Source organism: Pantoea cypripedii (genome assembly GCF_002095535.1).
Taxonomy (GTDB): domain Bacteria; phylum Pseudomonadota; class Gammaproteobacteria; order Enterobacterales; family Enterobacteriaceae; genus Pantoea; species Pantoea cypripedii.
In genome coordinates, this window is record NZ_MLJI01000003.1 from 80069 (window position 1) to 103232 (window position 23164).

At 54.8% G+C, this 23164-nt stretch carries 21 protein-coding genes and 1 pseudogene; 9 read left to right on the plus strand and 13 right to left on the minus strand.

Annotated elements, in window-relative coordinates; translation table 11 throughout:
- Positions 1–15 precede the first annotated feature (15 nt).
- The 3 genes from HA50_RS28405 to HA50_RS28415 are packed head-to-tail and all read right to left on the minus strand — an operon-like array spanning position 16 to position 3045.
- Entirely contained in the window at positions 16–1581 is a 1566-nt protein-coding gene (locus tag HA50_RS28405; RefSeq protein ID WP_084880509.1) for an ABC transporter substrate-binding protein, read from the minus strand.
- A gap of 19 nt (positions 1582–1600) precedes the next feature.
- Complete coding sequence (ddpX, locus tag HA50_RS28410; RefSeq protein ID WP_084880512.1) at positions 1601–2170, minus strand: D-alanyl-D-alanine dipeptidase; 570 nt, start codon at positions 2168–2170, stop codon at positions 1601–1603.
- A gap of 8 nt (positions 2171–2178) precedes the next feature.
- Positions 2179–3045, minus strand: a complete 867-nt coding sequence (locus HA50_RS28415; protein WP_084880515.1) for a MurR/RpiR family transcriptional regulator — start codon at positions 3043–3045, stop codon at positions 2179–2181.
- 340 nt (positions 3046–3385) lie between these two features.
- Between HA50_RS28415 and HA50_RS28420 the strand changes: the two genes are divergently transcribed.
- From HA50_RS28420 to HA50_RS28435, 4 genes are all read left to right on the plus strand, one after another.
- A complete protein-coding gene (locus HA50_RS28420; RefSeq protein ID WP_409521751.1) occupies positions 3386–3604 on the plus strand; it encodes a hypothetical protein in 219 nt (72 codons plus the stop codon).
- A gap of 253 nt (positions 3605–3857) precedes the next feature.
- Positions 3858–4574, plus strand: a complete 717-nt coding sequence (locus tag HA50_RS28425; RefSeq protein ID WP_084880520.1) for a hypothetical protein — start codon at positions 3858–3860, stop codon at positions 4572–4574.
- Positions 4575–4588: 14 nt separating this feature from the next.
- Entirely contained in the window at positions 4589–5788 is a 1200-nt protein-coding gene (locus tag HA50_RS28430) for a cysteine desulfurase family protein (protein ID WP_084881208.1), read from the plus strand.
- Positions 5789–5790: 2 nt separating this feature from the next.
- On the plus strand, positions 5791–6969 hold the full coding sequence (locus tag HA50_RS28435) for an MFS transporter (RefSeq protein WP_084880522.1): 1179 nt from the start codon (positions 5791–5793) through the stop codon (positions 6967–6969).
- On the opposite strand, the gene HA50_RS28440 is transcribed toward HA50_RS28435, so the two are convergent.
- Positions 6952–7809 (minus strand): helix-turn-helix transcriptional regulator, encoded by an 858-nt coding sequence (locus HA50_RS28440; protein ID WP_084880525.1) that lies wholly within the window; start codon positions 7807–7809, stop codon positions 6952–6954. The genes HA50_RS28435 and HA50_RS28440 overlap by 18 nt on opposite strands.
- Positions 7810–7925: 116 nt before the next feature.
- Between HA50_RS28440 and HA50_RS28445 the strand changes: the two genes are divergently transcribed.
- Both HA50_RS28445 and bamA read left to right on the plus strand, forming a co-directional pair.
- Positions 7926–9332, plus strand: coding sequence for an MFS transporter (locus tag HA50_RS28445; protein WP_084880528.1), 1407 nt, complete (start codon positions 7926–7928; stop codon positions 9330–9332).
- 231 nt (positions 9333–9563) lie between these two features.
- Positions 9564–12002, plus strand: a complete 2439-nt coding sequence (gene bamA / locus HA50_RS28450) for an outer membrane protein assembly factor BamA (protein ID WP_084880530.1) — start codon at positions 9564–9566, stop codon at positions 12000–12002.
- Between the two features lie 316 nt (positions 12003–12318).
- On the opposite strand, the gene HA50_RS28455 is transcribed toward bamA, so the two are convergent.
- From HA50_RS28455 to HA50_RS28475, 5 genes are read right to left on the minus strand one after another with little or no spacing between them, the layout of a single operon-like run.
- Positions 12319–13413 carry an ABC transporter ATP-binding protein gene (locus HA50_RS28455; protein ID WP_084880532.1) on the minus strand — a complete coding sequence of 365 codons (1095 nt, stop codon included), beginning with the start codon at positions 13411–13413 and terminating at the stop codon, positions 12319–12321.
- Between the two features lie 2 nt (positions 13414–13415).
- Positions 13416–14369 carry a carbohydrate kinase family protein gene (locus tag HA50_RS28460; RefSeq protein WP_084880534.1) on the minus strand — a complete coding sequence of 318 codons (954 nt, stop codon included), beginning with the start codon at positions 14367–14369 and terminating at the stop codon, positions 13416–13418.
- Entirely contained in the window at positions 14366–15205 is an 840-nt protein-coding gene (locus HA50_RS28465) for a carbohydrate ABC transporter permease (RefSeq protein ID WP_084880537.1), read from the minus strand. The genes HA50_RS28460 and HA50_RS28465 overlap by 4 nt, the downstream gene beginning before the upstream one ends.
- The gene (locus HA50_RS28470) at positions 15195–16103 is read right to left on the minus strand and encodes a carbohydrate ABC transporter permease (protein WP_084880540.1); all 909 of its coding nucleotides are present in this window, start codon (positions 16101–16103) and stop codon (positions 15195–15197) included. Before HA50_RS28470 ends, HA50_RS28465 begins: the two co-directional genes overlap by 11 nt.
- 9 nt (positions 16104–16112) lie before the next feature.
- The gene (locus tag HA50_RS28475) at positions 16113–17360 is read right to left on the minus strand and encodes an extracellular solute-binding protein (RefSeq protein ID WP_084880543.1); all 1248 of its coding nucleotides are present in this window, start codon (positions 17358–17360) and stop codon (positions 16113–16115) included.
- A gap of 254 nt (positions 17361–17614) precedes the next feature.
- Between HA50_RS28475 and HA50_RS28480 the strand changes: the two genes are divergently transcribed.
- Complete coding sequence (locus HA50_RS28480; protein ID WP_084880546.1) at positions 17615–18784, plus strand: ROK family protein; 1170 nt, start codon at positions 17615–17617, stop codon at positions 18782–18784.
- A 3-nt stretch (positions 18785–18787) separates the two neighbouring features.
- Here the strand turns inward: HA50_RS28480 and HA50_RS28485 are convergent, their stop codons facing one another.
- Positions 18788–19507 carry a dienelactone hydrolase family protein gene (locus HA50_RS28485; protein ID WP_084880549.1) on the minus strand — a complete coding sequence of 240 codons (720 nt, stop codon included), beginning with the start codon at positions 19505–19507 and terminating at the stop codon, positions 18788–18790.
- A 271-nt stretch (positions 19508–19778) separates the two neighbouring features.
- On the opposite strand from HA50_RS28485, the gene HA50_RS28490 reads away from it, so the two are divergent.
- Complete coding sequence (locus HA50_RS28490) at positions 19779–19988, plus strand: YdgH/BhsA/McbA-like domain containing protein (protein ID WP_013508023.1); 210 nt, start codon at positions 19779–19781, stop codon at positions 19986–19988.
- Positions 19989–20072: 84 nt separating this feature from the next.
- On the opposite strand, the gene HA50_RS28495 is transcribed toward HA50_RS28490, so the two are convergent.
- The 3 genes and pseudogenes from HA50_RS28495 to HA50_RS28505 all read right to left on the minus strand — a co-directional run bounded on the left by HA50_RS28495 (position 20073) and on the right by HA50_RS28505 (position 22437).
- Complete coding sequence (locus HA50_RS28495) at positions 20073–20585, minus strand: carbapenem self-resistance protein CarG family protein (protein ID WP_084880552.1); 513 nt, start codon at positions 20583–20585, stop codon at positions 20073–20075.
- A complete protein-coding gene (locus tag HA50_RS28500; protein WP_084880554.1) occupies positions 20575–21468 on the minus strand; it encodes an SUMF1/EgtB/PvdO family nonheme iron enzyme in 894 nt (297 codons plus the stop codon). The genes HA50_RS28495 and HA50_RS28500 overlap by 11 nt, the downstream gene beginning before the upstream one ends.
- 200 nt (positions 21469–21668) lie before the next feature.
- Positions 21669–22437 (minus strand): annotated as a pseudogene (locus HA50_RS28505) (malate:quinone oxidoreductase).
- Positions 22438–22730: 293 nt separating this feature from the next.
- On the opposite strand from HA50_RS28505, the gene HA50_RS28510 reads away from it, so the two are divergent.
- Positions 22731–23159, plus strand: coding sequence for a TOBE domain-containing protein (locus HA50_RS28510; protein WP_084880557.1), 429 nt, complete (start codon positions 22731–22733; stop codon positions 23157–23159).
- The last annotated feature ends 5 nt before the right edge of the window (positions 23160–23164 follow it).

Sequence of the window (23164 nt, forward strand, 5' to 3'; positions counted from 1 at the left end):
CGTGTGTTAAGTTGCTTACTTACTCATGCTGGCGATGTTGAACACCTGTTCCAGCATCGGGTTAAAGACATAACCTTTGACCTGCTTGTTCATCGCCAGCTGGTAGTTCTTCTGGAACAGATAAACGTAGGCGGCTTCGTCGATGACGATCTTCTCGGCTTGCTGATAATCTTTGGTGCGGGCTTTTTGGTCGGTGGTTGCCAGCGCGCTTTTCATCAGCTTGTCCACTTCAGCGTTTTCATAGAAGGAACGGTTGCCCGGCAGGCCTTTCTTATCCGACTCGAACCAGTAGTTCATAAACATATAGGGGTCGGCGAAGTCCGGGCTCCAGTTACCGATGGCGATGTCGTAATCCCCTTTGCCAACGCGCTCGCGCATGGTGGCGTTCGCCAGTTTTTCCAGCTTCACGTTGACGCCAATCTTACTCAGGCTGGCCTGGGTCGAGAGGGCAATCGGCTCCCAGTTAGGATCGTTATCCGAATAGAGGAAAGTCAGGCTGGTGGGTTTCTGCGGTACTTTGTCCAGCGCGGCTTTGGCTTTCGCTTCATCCATGCTGTATTGCATGGCGGAGGCATCGTAACCCCACATCCCTTCGGGGATCGGGCCGCGCATCTGTTTACCGTAGCCGCTGAGAATGCCTTTTACCATGCCCTGATAATCAGTCGCCCAGGAGACGGCACGACGCAGATCGACCTGACTCATCGGCCCCTTACCGTTGTTGAGGTAGAGGTAAGTCACGCGCAGCGACGGATATTCCGCTACCTCGACTTTGCCTTCCTGTTTCAGGGCGGTGAGTTGATCGACCGGCAGTGAATCGGCGATATCGATATCGCCACGTGACAGTTGCAGACGGCGCGAGGCGCTTTCACCAATAATTTTTACCGAAACGCGTTTAAACGCCGGTTTGGCTCCGGCGTAATGCGGGTTCGGCACCAGCACCAGCTGCTGGCCTTTCTGCCAGCTTTTCAGCATAAATGGGCCAGAACCGGCGGTATGCTCCGCCAGATAAGCACGGGCATCATCATCAGCGTGCGCTTTCAACACCGCCGGGTTAATGATCGAGGCACCATCATTCGCCAGGGTATACAGGAACGGGGCGAAAGGCTGGCTGAGGGTAAACGTCACTGTATGCGGATCGACCACGTCAATTTTCAGGTCAGCCGGGTAAGCCTCTGCCGGGCCTTGTTTGATTTTTAGCAGACGTTCAAACGACGCTTTCACCGCATCGGCGGTGACGGCGCTGCCATCATCAAATTTGGCGTTATCTTTGAGTTTGAAAGTCCAGATTTTCTGGTCTGCTGAGGCCTGCCAGCTGGCGGCCAGATCACCTTCTACTTCGGTAGACCCTTTGCCATCCACCGTTTTGTAGCGCACCAGACGCTGATAGGCCGGGTAGGTCACGGTCCAGTCGTTATTATCGATGGTGACCGCCGGATCGAGGGTTTGCGGATCGGCGGCTTTGCCGATCACCAGCATGTCTTTAGGCACAGCGGCCTGCACGGCAGCAGGTAAAGCCAGTGCCAGCGCGCTGGTCAAAAGGGCCGGGCGTAACAGCGAACGGAACAGGTGTGTCGTCTTCATCGCAAAGCTCCAGTTAACATTAAAGAAAGGTGTTGTCGTAACAGGAAAAACGATCGTCCAGCAGCGGGTAACGCAGCGCATCAGGTAGTTCGAAATGCCACCATTCGCTGCTCATGCCAACAAAGCCGCCGCCAAACATAATCGCGTTGAGTAACAAACGATTACGCTGTGCGGCAACCGGCACGGAAGGATGGTACTGATGAGAACGTTCATGCATCTCATCAAAACCCGCACCCATATCGAGGATCTGCCCCTGTGGGTCCATCAGCGTGAGGTCGATGGCGACGCCACGACTGTGATTGGAACCGAGGGTGAGATCGGCGACATATTGCGGGTCGGGACAGGCTTGCCACAGCAACGCCTGCGCCTGGCGCGGACGATAAGCGTCATAGATGCGCAGTTGCAGACCGGCCAGCGCGGCAATGGCGAGGCTTTTTTCCAGCGCGGCAACGGCGTCGGGATGCAGCAGGCAGCGCGCTTCGCGGTAGATGGGGCGTCCGGTGATGTTATCGTCCGTGGCGTATTTCAGATCGATCAGCAACTCAGGAAAATGCTGCGCGAGATCGACCAGTTCACAATTGTCAGACATAGCAATCCTTAACGTTCAAATTGACCAAATTCCTGCTGCAACTGGCGATTGGTCGCCAGGCGGGTGGCAAGGCCATCGCCCAGTTGATCGACCACACCCGAGAGCAGCAGATTAAACAGGCAGGAGATCGGTGCCAGCGAATCCCAGAAGTGGCCGGTATCGGTTTTCACCTGCAATAAATCCAGCGGATAGTCCCGCGCCCACGGGCACCAGATATCGGTGATCAACGCCAGCCCAACCTGTTGTTCGCTGGCGACGCGACAATACTGGCGTGCGATGGCGGAGTAAGCGCGCGTATCGGTAATCACCACATAGGGGCGCTCAAAACCTGAATTGAGTGATTCCACCCAGCTGCCAGACAGCCCCTCGGCGTAGCTGACGCGTGGACGCAAATATTCCAGATGGCTGAAAAAGGCGTTGGCGATACCACGCGTGGACTGAATGCCGAGAACAAACACCGCATCGGCGTGGGTGAGTTGCTGCACCACGCGCTGGAAGACTTCGCTCTGCGCCAGTTGATAAACGTGCTGGATGGCATCCAGCTCCAGATCCAGCGACTGTTGCGAACGACGCGGTAAATGATTTTGCTGCTGCCAGGCGTCAAGGCGCTCGTTCATGCCCCAGGCCTGATAGGGGATGGCAGGCAGGTCGCGCAGGCTTTTTTTCACATCGTCGAGGTTGCGATAACCGAGTTTGCGCAGATAGCGGCCCACGGTGATGCCGGTGGTGCCGGTGGCGTGCGCGATGCTGTCCGCCGTTTCAAACGGAATCTGTGCGCTGTGCGTCAGTAACCAGCTGGCAATGCGCCGGGCGCTGGGCGTCTGCTGGTTGAAACTGGCTTCAATGCGGGCGATCAATTCGGGTTTTGCAGTCATCGCGGCCTCCGTGTTAGCGGGCTGTCATCGGCTGACATCCTGTTAGTTGAATAACAATGCAGAACGCGTGCCAATGCCGCAGGGCGCAGAAAACCTGCGAAATGACGGCGGAGTGAATTAACAACAGATCAACATTTGTGCAGCGTAGTTCACTTTTGGTGCAACACGGCAGGAGGTGAAGACGATTCTGTGCGGCGGGTCAGACATTTTTTACATCGCTCACCGCAAAGCGCGTATTGGTTATTTTTTGTTCCGAATTAAATTCTATTCTGACGCAAATCAATAAAACTTATATCTGATGGCTCAACCATGGAGATCAAATCACAGATGAGAGGAGGTTATGATGCGTAACTCAGTCATGACGTTGCCGGAAATGGCACGCTATCTGGGGGTTCCGCCAGCGACCTTAGCGCGGGCGATTTGCAATCGCGGTACGCTGGAGAGACTCCCGCTACCAGAAGCGGTAGACGAAGATGTGCCCCTGTCGCGCCGTTGCTGGTTCCCGCATGACGTAAGGCAATTCCGCCATGCGCTGCAACGGGCAAAACATGGGGGCTAGTCACGCGCAAACATACTCCCGAGTGTTGGGAGAGGGGTGAGGTAATGGTTGATGTGGCCTCACCCTGAAAGCGCCTGAATCCCCGCCGATGACGAATATCTGAGAACTTCCCTGCCTGATTTTTTCCTGACTATTTCCCGGACACCTGGACTTTCATCCATAGCACTGACAAAACATTGAGTCGGTCAGGGACGGGTCTGCCGACAGACCCGACGGTGGTATGACGCCATAAACGCACAAGGAAATCGATCATATGGATTTGAAACAGCCAGGTCTCTGTATCCTCGCGGGAAATTCGCGTGCTAGCCGGGATACTCATGGGAATATCGTCGTCGAAGCACAACTGCGGGCATTCGACGCGGCCTTACACCTGGCAAGGCAGGTGTTGGATAGCGGCAAACCGCTGCCAGGTCTTTCTGTTGCCTTCGATCACCAGGGTATTTTTCGTCTCCAGTTCCTGGCAGAAAATCTCACCAACAGCCAAAAACGGCATCCCCGGTTAAGCCATCTGCATCCATCAATCCAGCACATTTTTTTGCCCGTGGCGGAAAAACACCGCATCGCGCTCAGTGATATTCACGCGATACATGAGGATTCCGCCCGGCAGCATCTGACGCATACCCTCAACACCCAGGAATTACCGGAAAGGCTTGTCCGCAGGATGCGCAGTGGGTCAGTTGACGCGCCCGAATCAAGCCAAAAACTCACCTGCGCCGCTATTACCACAGAATATTTTGCGCGGGCTGCTGATAACGGTTACGGCCAGGATTCTCGTTTGGAAGTGTTCTTTGAGCCGTGTGCCTGGTCCGAAAGCCTGGCGTATGTGCGTGGACTCCAGCTCAGCCATCTGCTGGGCGTATCCGCCAGCATTCGCCTTAATCTGGTGGATGTGTCAGGTCTCATTAGTCAGGGAGAGTGGATCACTCCCCGACCGCTGGTACAGGAAATGCCATCAGTCCCTCATGCATGAGCAAGGAGATCATCATGTATAGCGCTTCCCACCCCATTTATCTGGATAACAACGCCACTACGGCACTCGACCCTCAGGTTTTGCAGGCCATGATGCCCTGGCTAACCCACAAGTATGGCAATGCGGCCAGCACCAGCCATTGCTTCGGCTGGGAAGCCCGCCAGGCCGTGGAACAGGCCAGGGCGGTTATCGCCAGCATGCTAAATGCCGCCAGCCCGGCCGATATCATTTTCACCTCTGGAGCAACGGAAGCGATCAATCTGGCGCTGACCGGACTGCAATTTCAGCCAGGCAAAGGGCACATCATTACCTCGCTGATAGAGCATAAAGCGGTGCTGGATTGCTGTGAACGTCTCGCTGCTCGCGGCATGACGGTGACTTATCTTCAGCCGCAACCTGACGGCATCATCAGCCCCGACGCCCTGATGGAGGCGATCAGACCCGATACCGCGCTGGTTTCGATCATGGCGGCGAATAATGAAATCGGCACGCTGCAAAATATCACGGCAATCGGCGCATTGTGTCATGAACGGGGCATTCTGTTTCACACCGACACGACCCAGGCGTTTGGCAAAATTGCGCTTGATGTGCAGCGTATGCACATCAGTCTGGCCGCTGTTTCTGCCCACAAAATATACGGGCCGAAAGGTATCGGTGCACTCTACATCAATACAGCAGATGCGCGTTTGCAACTCTCGCCGTTGATTGTCGGCGGTGGGCATGAATGGGGATTGCGTTCCGGCACGCTGAATGTGCCGGGAATCGTCGGTTTTGGCTATGCAGCAAAGCTGGCAATGGATTATTTACCCGCAGAGTCGGAACGACTACGCAATTTACGCAACCAGCTGAAACACAGCCTTGTAGAAACGATCCCGGATACGCAGGTCAATGGTCATCCCGATGCCTGTTTACCTGGTTTGCTCAACATTGCTTTCTCTGGCGTTGATGCCAGCTCGCTGCTGCTCGAACTGCCAGACATTGCCCTGTCTTCCGGATCAGCCTGCACATCCGCCCGCCAGGCCCCGTCTCATGTACTTGAGGCTATCGGGACCAGCAATGCGCAGATACAGGCCAGTGTGCGTATCGGGATCGGGCGATTTAATAACGAAGATGAAATGGTTTATGTCGGCCAGCGCCTGGCGCAGGCGGTGAAAACGCTGAGGTCAATGTCTCCACTGCTATCCGCTATCGCCGCCACTCAGGGAGGGGAATAAACATGCGTAGCACCTCTCTGCCATTTATCCTGCTGGGAACGTTGTTTACCGCTGGAGGATACGGCGGCACTTTCCTGATTTCTGCCTGGTTCCATGCCCAGGGTGGCAGTGATATTGATACCGGAAATGCCCTCAGCGTGGCATTGGTTGGCACGCTGATGGGCGTCCCGCTGGTCGGCTGGTGTGCCGGGAGAATTGATGCGGCCAGGCTGGCCGCAGTGGCTGCACTGGTGCTGGCCGGAGGATATGTGCTGCTGGGCAACCTGCCCGGTCTGAATCCGAATTATCTGCCCCGAGTGGCAACGCTGCTGATGGGGCTGGGGTGGGGCATGTTTTACCTTGCCGCACCGCTGGCGTTATCGGAGCGTCTGACTGATGCTGAGCGCGGGTCCGGCTTTACGCTGTTTAGCGCCTTTCAGATGACCGGGATTTGCGGCAGCCCGGTGTTGCTGGGGGCGGGGATGGTGTACGCGGGATTATCGTTGCAAACGACGTTTCTTTGTGTCGCCGCGATGGGGGGTGTGGCTTGCCTGCTGCTGCTGATCTTTGGCTCCAGGGAACCGCGACCAGGCGTTGAACGGGCTTTGCGCCCCTGGGTGCGGAAGTTGCCTGCGCTGGTGACGGGAGCCGCGTTGCGCCCGGTGATGATGGTCGGTCTCGGTGGGGCGGTGTTCTCCGGCATGATGGCGTTTCAGGTGTCTCTGACGGCAGGAACCCACGCCAGCGCAGGCACTTTTTTCACCGTCCACGCGGTGACTGCCGTGGTCGCCCGCCTGTTGCTGGTGCGGCGTTTACCTGGCTGGCCACGCTTGCCACTGATGGTGGGGTTGCTGGGGTGCCTGATTGCGGGGTTGATTTGTCTGCTGGGGCTGGCAATCCATCCGGCATTCCAGATTGCGGCCGGGATGTTGACCGGTGCCGGTTATGGTCTGCTCTATCCGGTGATTCAGACCTGGGCGGTTAACGACTCACCGCCGCCGGATCGCCACGCCGCCCTGACATGGTTTGTGGTGTCATATTTTGTCGGCATATTTGGTTTTCCGGTTTTCGGCGGTTGGCTGCTGGTGACCGCAGGCAAAAACGCGTTTGTCTGGTCGCTGGTGCTGCTGGCGCTGCTGGAACTTGTGGTCGCAGTGGTAAGAAAACCACGACCAGGGCGCATGCTAACCCTGAGCGATTAACTGCTGCAATGACGCCGCACTGGCGGCATCGTCAGGCACATAAACCAGCAAACGGTCACCGTTGCGTGAGGCCGACCACCAGTTGTTCTGGCGCAACGTCATTTCACCCACGCTGGCGCGGTGAAAACGCTTCACGCGATTTTCCACTTTACCCAATTCATAACGCTGCCAGGTCCGGCCAAACTCATCGGAACTGGCGAGCAGGCGGGCCAGAAAACTTTCCCAGTGAGGATCGCCGAGATGCTCGCCCATTTGTCCGCGAAACATTGCTACCATTTGCGGCATCACTTCTTCCCAGTCCGCCATCGCTGCACGCCAGCCGGGATGATTGAACGCCAGCCAGATGCAGTTGCGATCCTCCAGTGAGATCTCCGCCATATTCACCCCCATCAACTGACACCAGGCGGCGTTATAACCCAGGATATCGAAACGCGGTGTTTCGATGATCGCCGGTAACTGGATAGCATCCAGCATTTGCTGATTGTGCTCGGCAATTTTGCAGCAGGCGGCAACCTCGCGCACCGAGGGCAGAATATGCCCGGCAAGGGAGAACAAATGCTGAGTCTCCACATCGTTGCATTGCAACGCCGTGGCGATGGCGGTGAGGGTTTTCGGCGAGGCCTTGATATCGCGCCCCTGTTCCAGCCAGGTGTACCAGGTAACACCCACATCGGCCAGCTGGGCCACTTCTTCCCGACGTAAACCCGGCGTGCGACGGTGGCGCATGCGCGGCAGTCCCAGCCGGTTCGGATCGAGGCTTTCCCGGCGTGTGCGCAGAAAAGTGCCGAGTAATTTACGGTTGTGATTGGCGGTGTTGCTGGCCAGTTGCGCGGTAATCATCAGCGGAACTCCTGACAAGACGGGTAGTATTTATACCATGATAAACAAGCACTGGTACCCGTTTAATGGTTGGGTAATGCTATGCTCCACTGCACACAAAAACAAGGGCAAAACCGATGCATACATCGCAACTTCAACGGGCAGGATTGGTGGTCCTGCTTTCCGGGCAGCTTCTGCCTATGATCGACTTTTCCATCGTCAACGTTGCGCTTGACGCCATGGCGCATAGCCTGCGCGCCACGCCAATTGAACTGGCGCTGATTGTGGCAGTTTACGGCATTGCCTTCGCCATCTGTCTGGCGATGGGGGGCCGTCTGGGGGATAACTATGGCCGCCGCCGGGTGTTCCTGGCAGGCGTCTGGACCTTTGGCATTGCCTCACTGCTGTGTGGTATCGCCAACAATGTCGGCATGCTGATGTTCGCCCGCGCGTTACAAGGGGTGGGTGCTGCATTTATCGTGCCGCAAATCCTCGCCACCTTACATGTCACCCTGAAGGGGCGGGCACATGCGCGTGCCATTGGTCTGTATGGGGGTATTGGCGGGCTGGCGTTTATTGTCGGCCAGGTGCTGGGGGGCTTTCTGATCAAGGCGGACATCGGCGGTTATGGCTGGCGCAGCGTGTTTCTGATCAACCTGCCGATTTGCCTGTTTGTGCTGCTGACCGCGCGACGTTTTGTGCCGGAAACGCACAATAACCAGCGCGTTGCCATTGACGTCAATGGCACGCTGCTGCTGGCAGGTGCGGTAGGGTGCCTGATGCTGGCTCTGGCGCTGGGGCCGGTGCTGCACTGGTCATGGCCGTGCATTTTGCTGCTGGCGTTGTTCCCGCTGTTTCTGCATCGCCTGCGTCAAAGTTCTTTGCGCCTCGAAGCCGCACAGGGTGCGCCGTTGTTGCCGCCTTCGCTGATGCGTCTGCCGGGGGTGCGTTTTGGCTTAACCATGGCGGTGCTGTTCTTCTCCTGCTGGAGTGGTTTTATGTTTGCGGTGGCGCTGACGCTGCAATCCGGTCTGGGGCTGAGCGCTTTCCAGTCAGGCAACGCCTTTATCGCGCTGGGGATCGCCTATTTTATCGGCTCGTTGCAAAGCACGCGCATGGTCGAAAGGCGCGGGAAACGTGTCACATTATTGACCGGTTGCACCATTCAGATGCTGGGGATACTGGCGCTGATCGCTACCCTGCAATATGCCTGGCCCAATGTGGGCGTGATGACGTTGATCCCTTCCACCGTACTGATCGGCTTTGGACAATCGTTTATTGTCAGCACCTTTTATCGTATTGGCATGACCGGCGTGCCGCATCATCAGGCTGGCGCGGGGAGCGCGATGCTGTCAACGGTGCAACAGTCGGCGCTGGGTTTAGGGCCGATGTTACTGGGTAGCGTGTTTACCCAGCTCTATCTGCATGGCAATCATCTGTCGGCGATTACCGGCACCCTGATTGTCGAGTGGGGATTAATGGCCGTGCTGGTGGTGTTAACCAGCATCAACCGTCGCTCCTTCCAGACGGCGGCGGAAAGTTAATTGTTTGCCTGGCGTAATTCTTCTGATGTGATTTAAGCAGTGGATTTTCAGCTTATTGTAAAATAACCGAAAATCGGCCTGTTGCGATGAATTTACCTTTGGCTACGCGGTCTTTTTTCCGGAACATAACGCCACTACCGATGGGCTGAACCATGTGTTCAGCCCATTTTTTGTGGTGCGGGAATCAAGGCATTCGCAACAGGCACAGGAATAGCGGCAGGCTCATAGCAGATGAAAAAGATGTTAACCGGGTTACTTTTCATGGTAACCACCACTGCCTTTGGTGCAGATGATTTCACCCTCAGGGATATTCATTTTGATGGATTACAGCGTGTCGCACCGGGTGCGGCGATGCTGAGCATGCCGCTGCGCGTCGGCGACCGTGTCAATGATGACGACATCAAAAATACCATTCGTGCCCTGTTTGCTACCGGCAACTTTGAAGATGTACAGGTGTTGCGTGATGGCGACACGCTGCTGATTAAGGTGAAAGAACGTCCGGCGATTGCCAGCATCTCATTCTCCGGCAACAAAGCGATTAAAGAAGAACAGCTAAAACAGAACCTGGATGCAACCGGTGTCCGCGTGGGTGAAGCGCTGGACCGCACCATGCTCTCGTCGATTGAAAAGGGGCTGGAAGATTTTTACTACAGCGTCGGCAAATATACCGCCAGCGTTAAAGCAGTGGTTACACCGCTGCCGCGCAACCGAGTCGATCTGAAATTTATCTTTACCGAAGGTGTCTCGGCGAAAATTCAGCAGATTAACATCGTTGGTAATCACGCCTTTTCCGATGATGAACTGATATCACGTTTCCAGCTGCGTGATGACGTCCCGTGGTGGAATTTCATTGCCGACCAGAAATATCAGAAAGAAAAACTTTCCGGCGACCTCGAATCGCTGCGCAGTTTTTATCTCGATCGTGGTTATGCGCGTTTTAATATTGATTCCACTCAGGTCAGTTTAACGCCCGATCGCAAAGGGATTTATATCACCGTTAATATTAACGAAGGCGATGTCTATCATGTCAGCGGCGTGACCGTGACCGGCGATTTAGCCGGACATTCTGCTGAGATCGAAAAACTGGCGCAAATCCCGAAAGGGGGTTTGTACAGCGGTGCGCAGATCACTCAGAATGAAAATGCTATCAAGGACCTGCTCGGCCGTTATGGTTACGCATTCCCGCAGGTCAGCACCCAGCCAGAAATTAACGACGCCGACAAGACGGTAAAATTGCACGTCAACGTGGACGCGGGTCGTCGTTTCTATGTGCGCAAAGTACGCTTTGAAGGTAATGACACCTCGAAAGATTCGGTGCTGCGCCGCGAAATGCGCCAGATGGAAGGTTCATGGCTGGCCAATAATCTGGTGGATCAGGGCAAAGCACGCCTCAACCGTACCGGCTATTTCGAAACGGTGGATGTCGATACCCAGCGCGTGCCAGGCACTCCGGATCAGGTTGACGTGGTGTACAAGGTCAAAGAGCGCAATACCGGCACCTTCAACATTGGTGTCGGTTATGGTACCGACAGCGGCGTGAGCTTCCAGCTGGGCGTCAGCCAGGATAACTGGATGGGCACCGGGAATACCGTTGGCTTTAGCGGCACCAAAAACGATTACCAGACCTATGTTGAAGTTTCAGCCACCAACCCGTACTTCACCGTGGACGGCGTCAGTCTTGGCGGCAAATTGTTCTATAACGATTATAAAGCCGACGATGATGATCTCTCAGCATATACGCTGAAAAGTTTAGGGGCGGGTACCACTTTAAGTTTCCCGATCAGCGAAAATAACAGTATTAATACCGGGCTGGATTACGTTTATAACCGCGTCAGCAATATGGCTCCGCAGGTATCGATGTGGCGTTATCTGGGTTCTGTGGGTATCCATCCTAAAGTTATCGAAACTGACGAAGATGATGACGATGATTACTCAACCAGCTCCGAATCCCTCACCGCCAATGATGTTTTCTGGAATGTGGGCTGGAGTTATAACTCCCTTGACCGTGGCTTCTTCCCGACGTCAGGTGTGACGGCGGGCTTTAACACCAAAGTGACTGTTCCCGGTTCGACAAACAGTTATTACAAAAGCACAGTCAGTGCCAACGCCTATCTGCCGCTGAGTAGCGATCATCGCTGGGTGTTGATGGGACGTACCAAGGCGGGATACGCCGATGGTCTGGGTGGCAAAGATGTGCCGTTCTACGACAACTTCTACGCCGGTGGTTCCAGCTCAGTGCGTGGTTTCTCTTCCAACACCATTGGTCCGAAAGCCGCGTATTACAGCTGTACGGGTAGTGAAAGCAGCTACAGCGATTGTGCAGTTAAGAAGTCAGACGATGCAGTGGGCGGTAACGCCATGGCGATCGCCAGTGCTGAACTGATTGTGCCGACCCCGTTTGTTAGCGAGCGCTATGAAAGTTCGCTGCGTACTTCGTTATTTGTCGATGCCGGTACGGTGTGGGACACCAAATGGGAAAATACCGCAGCAACACGCGCAGCGGGTATTCCTGATTATGGCGATCCGAGTGAGATCCGCGTTTCCAGCGGTCTGGCATTACAATGGCAATCGCCGCTGGGTCCACTGGTGTTCTCTTATGCGTTGCCGATCAAGAAATATGAAGGCGATAAGTCTGAGCAGTTCCAGTTTAATATTGGTAAGACATGGTAACTGTCGTCAGTCTGTTAAATAGTGAAAAGGCTTTTACATTTTCTTTAAACAGAGAAGACAGACGAAAGCTGATGAAAAGGTAAAATAGTAAATCGTGCAATGCTTAAGGAAAGAGGATTCACGAAATCATCGTTGTTATGCATATACCCGTCATACTTCGGGTTGCAGATGCGTTGGCTGCGCTTACTCACCCCAGTCACTTACTAATGTAAGCTCCTGGGGATTCATTCGCTTGCCGCCTTCCTGCAACCCGAATTATTTAGGGTATATAAAATTAGAATTTTATTTCGCCACCCTCATTTTGAGGGTGGCTTTTTTATTTTAAGCTATTGGATTCGTTTAAACGATAGCCGGTTTCACTATCAAAAAGATGTATTTTCTCGCTATTAAAACCAAGCATCAGCGCATCACCGCTGCTGGCGGCATGGCGTCCGGCAATCTGCATATGCAGTGCGTGACCATGCCAGTCGAGGTGCAGCAGGGTAGATTCTCCGGTGATCTCCACCACGTTAACCTGTGCCGGTGCGCCATTACTGACTTCGCGCAGGTCATGCGGGCGTACACCAATGGTGACAATGTCACCGTCGCGTTCACGGGCCACACCATGCCAGCGCTCGGGTAACGGCTGCCATAAATCCTGACATTGCACACCCGGCACGCCGTCGTGCGCAATCAGCTGCGCCGGTAACAGGTTCATCGGTGGCGAACCAATAAAACGCGCCACGAAGGTATTGGCCGGGCGATCGTAAATCGCCAGCGGGGCACCTTGTTGCACAATATGGCCCGCCTGCATCACCACAATCTGATCCGCCAGCGTCATCGCTTCCACCTGATCGTGCGTGACATACACCATGGTGGTTTTGAAACGCTGATGCAGCGATTTAATCTCGGCGCGCAGCTCCATACGCAATTGGGCATCAAGGTTTGACAGCGGCTCATCGAACAAAAATACCTGTGGATTGCGCACCATCGCCCGACCCATCGCCACACGTTGCCGCTGCCCACCTGACAGCGCCCGCGGGTAGCGTTGTAATAGCTGGTCGATGCCAAGAATCGCCGCAATACGCTGGATTTTGCTCTGCTGCTCCTCACGTTTGACCTTTTTCACCTGCATATGAAAGGCGAGGTTTTCAGCCACCGTCAGATGCGGATAAAGCGCGTAGCTTTGAAACACCATGGCGATATCCCGGTCAGCAGGATCGCGATCGTTGATCTGCACCTGGTCCATCAGAATAGCCCCTTCGGACAGGCTCTCCAGCCCGGCCAGCAGACGCAACAGCGTCGATTTGCCACAACCGGAAGGCCCTACCAGCACGGTAAAACTGCCATCAGGAATGGTCAGATCGAGCGGATGCAGCACCGACTGCTTGCCGTAGCGTTTGGCGACTTTGATCAGTTCAACACTGGCCATAATTACTGTTCCTTTGCCGAAAATTGGAGTTTTTGCCAGGTGGGGTAACGTCGTGGGGCGGTGCTGATTGCCAGCGCGGCCACCGCGATCCCCCACCGTAGTGCCTGGGCGGTATCCTGCTGATGCAGCAGCGCGGTAAGAAAACCGGCGTTAAAACTGTCGCCAGCACCAATGGTATCGACCACGGTGACCGGCTGAGCTGGCTGGTTCAGGCTGCGATCGTGTAACCAGCAGCGTGCGCCCTGTTCACCGCATTTCACCACGCAGCCGCCGCGTCCGCTGAGTTGCTGCGTGAGCTGCATCGCACTGGCGTCTAACGATTCCGCCGCCCCCAGCCCGAGGGTTTCCACCTCGTTCAGCAGCAGCCAGTCGCACTGCGGCAACCAGCGCGTGATGTCCTGCTTGACCTGAATCGTCCAGCCTTGTGGCGGCCAGCCGGTATCCACGGCGATCAGGTATCCGCGCTGACGGAGTTCACACAGCAGGGCAGGATATTCATCGTAAAGATGCAGGCAGAGAAAGGTGCCGCACAGCAGCACGATATCACCCTCTGCCGCCTGCTCCGGCAGCTGTTCCAGCACCTGCTGCGCCGTCAGTTGCACAATATGGCCGTGATTACTGATAAACGAACGTTCATGATCGGAATGTGTGACGCCGACGGTGAGCGAGGTTTCACACTGGCTACGTGGCCAGTACGCGGCGCTGTGCGGGAAATAACCGGCCAGCCATTGGCTGAGGCCATCGTCACCCTGGTTGGCGATGGCACGGTGGCGCACCTGCATTGCTTCCAGCGCCAGCGCGCAGTTGCCCGCCGAACCGCCTGGGCGCAGCTCGCTGTTTTTGACCATCACTTCGGTCCCGCGCTGCGGCCACTGATCCAGATTGCCCATAATTAAATCGACGTTAATGTTGCCCACCACATACAGCGTGGCGGTGGTAGCCGTTGTGCTGATCATCCCTTACTCCCGCCGCTGGCAAGTCCACTGACCAGGGTTTTCTGTAGCCAGATAGCAATAAACAGCGGCGGCACCGAAGCCAGAATGCCGACTGCCGCGACCAAACCATCATCGGTGGCACGCCCGGCGGTAAATCCGGCAATGGTCACCGGCAGGGTCTGCGCCGCGATATTGCTGGTGAACAACAGGGCATAGAAAAATTCGTCCCACGCCAGTAACCAGCCAAACAGCGCTGCGGCACCCAGCACCGGTTTCGCCAGCGGTAGCGTGATACGCAGCAGCACCTGCCAGACACGCAGACCATCAAGGCGTGCCGCCTGTTCGATATCCTGCGGCAGGGCATCGAACTGGTTTTTTAGCATCCAGGTGAGGAAAGGTAAGATCAGCGAACAATAAACGATGATCAAACCGGGGCGGGTGTTGAGCAGGTCGAAATGTTGCAACAGGAAATAAAGCGGTAAAACAAAGGCGACCGGCGGCACCATGTAAATGGCGAGGGAAGCAAACAGCCAGCCGTCACGGCCCGGATAGCGAGAGAAGCTGAACGCTGCCGGAATCGCCAGCAGCAGACAAATCACCGTCGCCCCGGTGGCGACAATCAGGCTGTTGCCGAGGGCGTGCAGGAACAGGGTGCCAGGCTGATCGGCTGCCAGCGACAGCAACCTGCCGTAGCGGGTGAAGTCCCACTGGCGTGGCAGCCATTCCAGCGGTATGCGCGTCAGGTCGCTGGTGGCACTGACGCTCATCAGAAACAGCCAACCCATCGGTGCCAGTACCGAAATGGCGACCACCAGCGCGGCAACGTATTTCGCCACCGCGCGTAATTTAGCCTTCATAGGCACTCCCACGACGACGTTGACGCCACAATAGCGACATGTAAATGATGATCAGCACCGCACACAGCAGGGTCATCAGGATGGCGTAAGCCGCACCACTCCCGGCGCGCAGATAACTGAAGGACTCCTGGTAGACATAAAAGCTGAGGGTTTTGGTGCTATCGACCGGGCCACCACGCGTCATCACGTAAATGATGTCGAAGATTTTAAAGGCATCGATAGTACGCAACACCAGCGCCACGCTGAGAGGGCCGACGATGGCCGGAAAGGTAATCGCCCGGAAACGTCGCCAGGCCGATGCGCCATCGAGTCGGGCCGCCTCATACAAATCTTCAGGGATGGATTGCAGTGCAGCCAGCACCAGCAGCGTGACCAGCGGATAGTTTTTCCAGATATCCGCTAACATCACAGCGTTAAGAGCGGAATCCGGCGAACCGAGCCAGCTGCGATAGCCATCAATAATCCCCAGCTGCGTCAGCAGCGCATTGATGCTGCCATAATCCGGGTTGAAGTTGAGTCGCCACATCATGGCGTTAACGATGGTGGGCAGCGCCCACGGCAAAATGACCAGCACGCGTAAGAAATTACGACCGATGAATTTCTGATTAAGCAGCAGGGCAACCAGTACGCCAATCACCCCTTCAATCGCGACTGACACTACGGTGAAGTAGAGCGTGCGCCAGAGCGAAGACTGAAAATCAGCATCGGTGAGAGCAAAAAGATAGTTATCCAGTCCCACCCAGGCAGGTGCCTCACCGCTGCCGATCAAGGCGGCATCGGTGAAACTGAGCCAGATGGTGCGCAGCAGAGGCCAGGCGGTGAGCAGCAGCATCACCAGTAACATGGGTGCCAGCAGCACCCATGCCTGCCGCTGTTCGCGTTGACGCAAACTCAGCATACTGACTCCTTAATGCAGATGCGCCGCGCTTTTATCCACCGCCTGCATCGCCGCTTCCGGCGTCGCACTGCCCAGCAGTACCTGCTGTAATTGCTGTTGCAGCGTATTAGACAGGCGGGAATAATCGGCGGTTTCCGGGCGAGACAACATCACGTTCAGCGATTTATCTGCGGCAGCAATCAGGCTTTCCTGGTTTTTCAACACGGCGGGATCCTGATACGAGCTTTTCCAGATCGGCAGACTCAGGGTGGCGTATTTATTCTGTACCGGCTGGGACGTCATATAGCTGATGTATTGCCAGGCCTGTTCCGCATGGCTGCTGCCTTTGGCGATACCCAGACCCATCGAGCCGTTAACGGCACCCACTTTGCCTGGCGCATCACCCGGCGCTGGCATAATGCCCACCTGGCCGGCAACCTTGCTCTGCTTCGGATCGTTCGCCATGTTGTACATGTAAGTCCAGTTCAGTGCGAAAGCCGCATCGCCGTTGGAGAAGGATTTACGCACGTCTTCTTCCAGATATTCGCGTGATGCCGGATTGCTCAGGCCCTCATCCAGTGAGCTTTTCATCAGCTTCACCGCCTGTAACGAGGCCGGGCTGGAGAAATCGAGTTTGCCATTCTGATAGAACTTGCCGCCAAAACCGGACACCAGCGTGGTGTAATCACACACCAGCGCTTCCGCCTGTGACCAGCTCCATACCAGCGGATATTTAACAATATTTTTCTGCTTGATGGTGCGGGCATCATCCATCACCTGTTGCCAGGTTTGCGGCAGGGTGGTGATACCGGCTTTTTCCAGCATGGCTTTGTTGTAGTAGAGATATTTGGTATCGAGGATCCACGGCATGCCGAGGGTTTTGCCTTTGAACACCACTGTGTTCATCGCGCCAGGGAAGATTTGTGATTTTTCTTCCGGGGTGATGCGGCTGCTTACGTCTTGCAGTAAATCAAAGCGGGTAAACTCGGCAGGCCAGATGGCATCAAACAACACCACGTCATAGCCGTTACCACCGGCACCGCGCGCTGCGACGATTTTGTCGTGCAACGCTTCGTAAGGAACAAACTCCAGATTAACCTGCACATCCGGGTGCGCTTTTTCAAATTCCTGGGTCATGGCGCGAATGTCGTTTTCACTGTAAGCGGCCTGAGTCATAAACAGCGCATTGAGCGTGGTGGCCGCTGAGGCGCTTCCCGCGCTCGCTAACAGCAGGGCTGCAAAACATCCTTTCAGCGTGGGGGTGAATCGGGTTTTCATGGTTTTCTCCGCCTTAATGCAAAAAGAGGGTGTTTAATTAAATCAATTTGATTGATTTAATAACGCGCACAGGTTGTCAGATTGCTGCGGCTGACATCGATTAGCTATAGCAAGTGACGTGCCAGGGTAGAAATCCCGGCGACTACTGCGCTTAACTCTGCACAGATTTTTGCATCTGTCAGGTGAACAGCATGGAAAATGTGTGGCCGATCATAGATATTGATGCCGATGCGCTTAAGAGCTAAGGGAGTACGATGAGAACCTCGGGAACCAATCTGGAACATGCGCGTGCGCACAACCGCCGCGTGATCATCGAAGCCATTCGCCTGCATGGCGAACTGACGCGTGCCGAGCTGGCACGGCTGACCGCGCTAACGCCGCAAACGGTGTCAAACATCGTGGCGGAACTGGAAGAGGCAGAGCTGCTCGCCAGCCGCCAGCCACGCAAGCAGGGACGGGGGCAACCGGCCATTCCGGTGACGCTGAACCCGGCCAGCGCCTGGTCGATCGGCATTCATCTCGATCATCAGACGTTATTGATTGTGCTGGTGGATTTGACCGGTGAGATTCATTTTCGTCGCCTTATTCTGGTGCAAAAGCCCCAACCCGGTGCCACTTTAGCGCGCATTGCTGAGGTGCTGGCGGAGATCAAAACCCAATTGGGTGAGCGCTGGCATAAGGTGCTGGGCATTGGTGTGGTGATGCCTGGCCCTTTTGGTGTCGAAGGCATTTCATCGGTCGGACCCACCACACTGAACGGTTGGGAAAAGGTGGATATCGAGGCTGAACTGGCGGCCATGAGCGGCTTGCCGGTGACGCTGGAGAATGATGCGACGGTGGCCGCCATCGGCGAGCGTTTCCACGGCGTCGCGCGGCAGCTCAACTCCTTTATTTACCTGTATATCGGTACCGGGCTCGGGGCGGGTATTTTCACCGATGGCCATATTTATACCGGCCATGCGCACAACGCCGGGGAAGTGGGGCATATCGTGATCGAACCGGGGGGACGTCCATGCTATTGCGGCAACCAGGGCTGTCTGGAGCGTTATGTCTCGTTGCAGGCGGCCTATGAGTTTTGCGGGCTGGATCCGATGAGCGCGCTGCCTGACGATCTGTTGGAGGTGGACCCGGCATTGTTTGATCGCTGGATCGACAACGCGCTGGGGCCGTTGCGGCAGGCGATTAATATGCTGGAGTGCGTTTTCGATGCTGAGAGCGTGATTATTGGCGGCATGATGCCCGCCACGCTGCTGGATAAAATCATCCAGCGCTTGCCGCCGTTATATCAATCGGTGCGCGGACGCTATCTGACGGGTTCACGGCTGAAAACCGGGATGACAGGCAGCGATACCGCAGCATTGGGTGCTGCGGCATTGCCCATCTTCGATGAATTTAATCCACAGTTTCAGGTACTGATGAAATAAGGATTAGAAGGTTTCGGCGAACAGCGCGAACATGCGTTTAAATGCACGTTCAGCCACCTGCGGGTGGTATTGCGCGACACCCGGATTGCTTGCCGACGGATCGGTGAAAGAGTGCACTGCTCCGGCATAGCTGACCAGCTGCCAGTCAACCTGCTTCGCACTCATCTCACGGGCGAATTCGCTCAGTTGTTCACGCGGTACCAGCGGATCGGCGGCACCGTCGAGCACCAGTACGCTGCCTTTGATGCCATCAATGGCATAGTCGCCTTTGCTATCCAGCGTGCCGTGGAAGGAAACTGCCGCTTTGATATCAGCACCGCTGCGTGCCAGCTCCAGCGCGCAGTGGCCACCAAAACAGAAACCAATCGCTGCCAGTTTATCTGCCGCCACTGGTGCCAGCTCTTGATGCTGAAGCGCCGTCAGGGCTGCCTGCATACGCGCCACTTCTGCCGGGGTGTCTTTCACCGCCATCATCATGCTACCGGCTTCCTCGCCGTTGGTCGGGCGTTGGCCTTCACCATAGAGATCCGCCACCAGTACCACAAAACCCTGTGCGGCGATCTTTGCTGCCACTTCTTCGGCCATCGTGGTGACACCCATCCAGTTCGGGGCCATCACCACACCAGGGCGTGGATGATTGATGCCATCCTGATAAACCAGAGAACCGACTAATGTTGCGCCGTTTGATGAATAAGTAACTGGAGAGGTGACGATAGAATTCATAAATAATTCCCTGATAAATAAATAGGTTAAAACCAGATACCGTGCAGGGAAATGGTGATCAATGCAATGGTTTCTGCAGGTGATAGCAGGAAATGTTAAGGGTGTAGCGCGTGACGTCAGAATGGTGAAACTGATCACACAAAGGATAATCAGTTTTTTTGAATGTTTTCAGCAAAACCCTCAGCTTTTACTCTCCGCTTCACAGGTCTATTCTTTCTCACATCGGGGCAAAACGCCTCACAACTTAAAAATTATCTCTGAGGAATTGACCATGAAATCTATCAAAACTTTCGTTGCAGTTGCAGCCCTGTCACTGGTTTCTTTCGGCAGCTTCGCGCAAAGCATCACCGCTTCCGCTTCAACCCTGGATGGTGCAGAAGCTAAAATCGCAGCTCAGGCTAAACAGGCCGGTGCCTCTTATAAAATCACCGGTGCACGCGTAGATAATGGTGCTTACCTGTCAGCTGAACTGACCAAATAAGCGTAGTCACATAAGCCAGTATCAGATGAGGTCGCCACAAGGCGGCCTTTTTTGTTTCTGTGGTTAGTGCTCATTAAATACCTCCTAATCCACTTCCTGCCAGGCCTCAGAGGCCGACTGATACGCATTCTTTGTCAGCTGCGTTTTATGTAATACCCAGTCATAGAGAGGAACGCCGGGATCATCTCGTGACTCCGTAAAGCGATAAGTACGTAGTTCGGTTTTGCCCGGTTCAAAAGCGTTCTCACCTTTTTTGGTGGCGGTCATAAGGAAGTAACGGTTCCGGAACTTATAAAGCCGATTATCCTGGACGAGAAATTCAGCATCCGCTGACAAGCGGTAATCAAACCAGGTGAAAAGATTGCTGTTCGCCACTGGCATGATGCAATACCCGCCGTTTGGACAGCTCACGATAAAGGTCAGCCCGAGGTTGGGATGTGAGGTGTTATTGTCAAACTGCGCCATCACCACCATATCTTTTATTCCGTCGTGGTTGAGATCCATATAATTGATACCGGGTTTTAACGTCACTGGGGAGGCCACGGCAATGCAGCTGGTTAGCCATAACATAAGCCCGGTCAGAAGATTACGATTCATGTAATTTCCTTATCAGCCTAAAACCGATATCTGGTGTAAGGAAGCCCGGTGTATGTACATCGCAGGCTGCAAGCGTGGCGGTTCGTTCCAGATAACTACCGCCGCAGAAATAATACATCCGGTTGCCCCCTTCAATTTCAATCGATTCGTCAAGCCATTCTGCTACGTTGCCACTCATGTCATATAACCCGGCTGAGTTGGGGAGCAGTGAAGCCACGGGGGCCGTGGCAAACCGCTTGCCAGAGTTTTGCGGAAAAATGGCGACTTCATCCGCCCGCGTGCTGCCAGAAAAAGACGCGCCGTATGTGCCGTCTTTCATTCCCCTGACACCTCCCCTGGCTGCAATCTGCCATTCAGCGATATCTGGCAGTCGATAACCCGTGTTGGAAGGATTTTTATGCAGTATTGGGGGGGCTGTATCTGCAGCAACCAACCGCAGCGGTTGGTTGTCTGAGCTCAGATAAACGGGCGACAGGTTACGCATTTCACTTAGGGCATTGGCAAATAGAATTGCATCCCACCAGGTTAAATTGGTTACTGGATGCAGACCGCCATCCTTTTCGCCTGGCTGGCAATCTTCGTATTCCGCACCATTGCATCCGTCATTCAATTGGTAACCATGCTCATTCGCCCAGCTCACCACAGACTGATAAAAGTGATAAGTCACTTCGGTTTTCATTATTGCGAAAGCTGAACGCTGTGTGTTGGCGTGGGCCATATAGTGGTGGTGACCAAATACTGGCCCAACGTAGTAGGCTCCGCCCGGTATAATAACTTCGTCATCTTCCAGAATATGGAGTGCTACCGCTGACGTTGCGGGTGATAGCACCATTCCCAACAGAATAGAAAAAGCTAAACAACATCCATGTATAAGATTACCCATTTGTTTCGATCTCAATGTTTCCGGAGGGAACGAATAAATCCCTTATTCGATTTTTGTCAGCATCACGTATAACTCAGAGACAGCATAGCTGCCTGGTTTCGCTGAATATACCTGATTTTACCGTAGGGCGTTTTGAGAGATGTACGATTGATGAGGGCAGACAAAGAAAAACCCCGCACCAGGCGGCACGGGGTTGAGACTTACAGCGCCATATCGTGTTGCGGCGAGGAAGTCGCTTTAGCCGGAGTTGTTGCCTGCGGCTGAGCGGCAGCGGCTGGCATATTGATCACCGGGGGTTTGGTCAGTTGCAGCGTTGCGGCTGTGTCATCCCAAACCTGCTGCGCCAGTGCCGGGTCATCGTTCAGTTTCTGGCCATAGGCCGGAACGATTTGATGGATCTTCTGCTGCCATTCCGGGCTGGCGAATTCAGTCGGGAACAGCTGCTTGATCACGTTAATAGCGATCGGCGCGGCGGTTGAGGCTCCCGGTGACGCACCCAGCAGGGCGCTGCTGATCGGTCACGATTTCCGTACCCAGCTTCAGCACACCCCCTTTCTCGGCATCTTTCTTGATGATCTGTACACGCTGACCCGCCTGAATCAGTTTCCAGTCTTCTTTCTTCGCTTCCGGGAAGTATTCTTTCAGCGCGGCGAAGCGATCATCGTCGTTCAGCATCACCTGACCAATCAGATATTTCACCAGGTCGAAGTTATCAATGCCTACGTGGGTCATCGGCATAAAGTTGCTGGTGGTGGTGCCTAACAGATCAAACAGCGAACCATTTTTCAGGAACTTGGTTGAGAAGGTGGCGAATGGTCCAAACAGCACCACGCGCTTGTCATCAAGGAAACGGGCATCAAGATGCGGTACGGACATCGGTGGTGCACCCACGGAAGCCTGACCATACACTTTTTCCAGATGACGGCTGGTAATCGCCGGGTTTTCGGTAACGAGGAAAGAACCGCCCACCGGGAAGCCCGCGTAGTTTTCACCTTCAGGGATACCGGGATAGCAGGAAATGTTAACGGAGTCGATGTGCTGAAAATTTGGCTGGAGCGCGACGATTTCGCGGCCAACTTCATAAGCTCACGCCTTTTTTCTGGATAGATACAGTCGTGAAAAACACCCCGACTTGTAAACAAGCTAAATCTCATAACAGCAGTCAAAAAATGGCTTATTGAACTTAAACGGAAACAGCGCTAAATAGACGGATATCAGACTATAAATCCGATAATCACTCAATCGCGAGATAAGGAGTTTCTATGCAGGTATCAGCACGTAATCAACTGGTTGGCACGGTCAGCGCAGTCACCATCGGCGCGGTCAATGATGAAGTCGAATTGACGCTCGCTGGTGGTGTCAGACTGGTGGCGATTGTCACCCACAGCAGTAAAGAAGCCTTAGGCCTGGCGGTTGGTAAAGAGGCCATCGCGCTCATTAAAGCGCCATGGGTCACCCTTGCCACTGAAGAGTGTGGCCTTAAGTTCTCCGCGCGTAACCAGTATGCCGGTAGCGTCACCCGCGTGACTGAAGGCGCAGTTAACGCGACAGTGCATATTGCAACTGACGCCGGGTTTGAAATCATCGCCGTCGTTACCAACGAAAGCCAGGAAGAGATGAAGCTGAATCAGAGCAGTCGCGTGCTGGCTCTGATCAAAGCATCAGCCATTCTGATTGCAACCCGTGCCTGACGCGC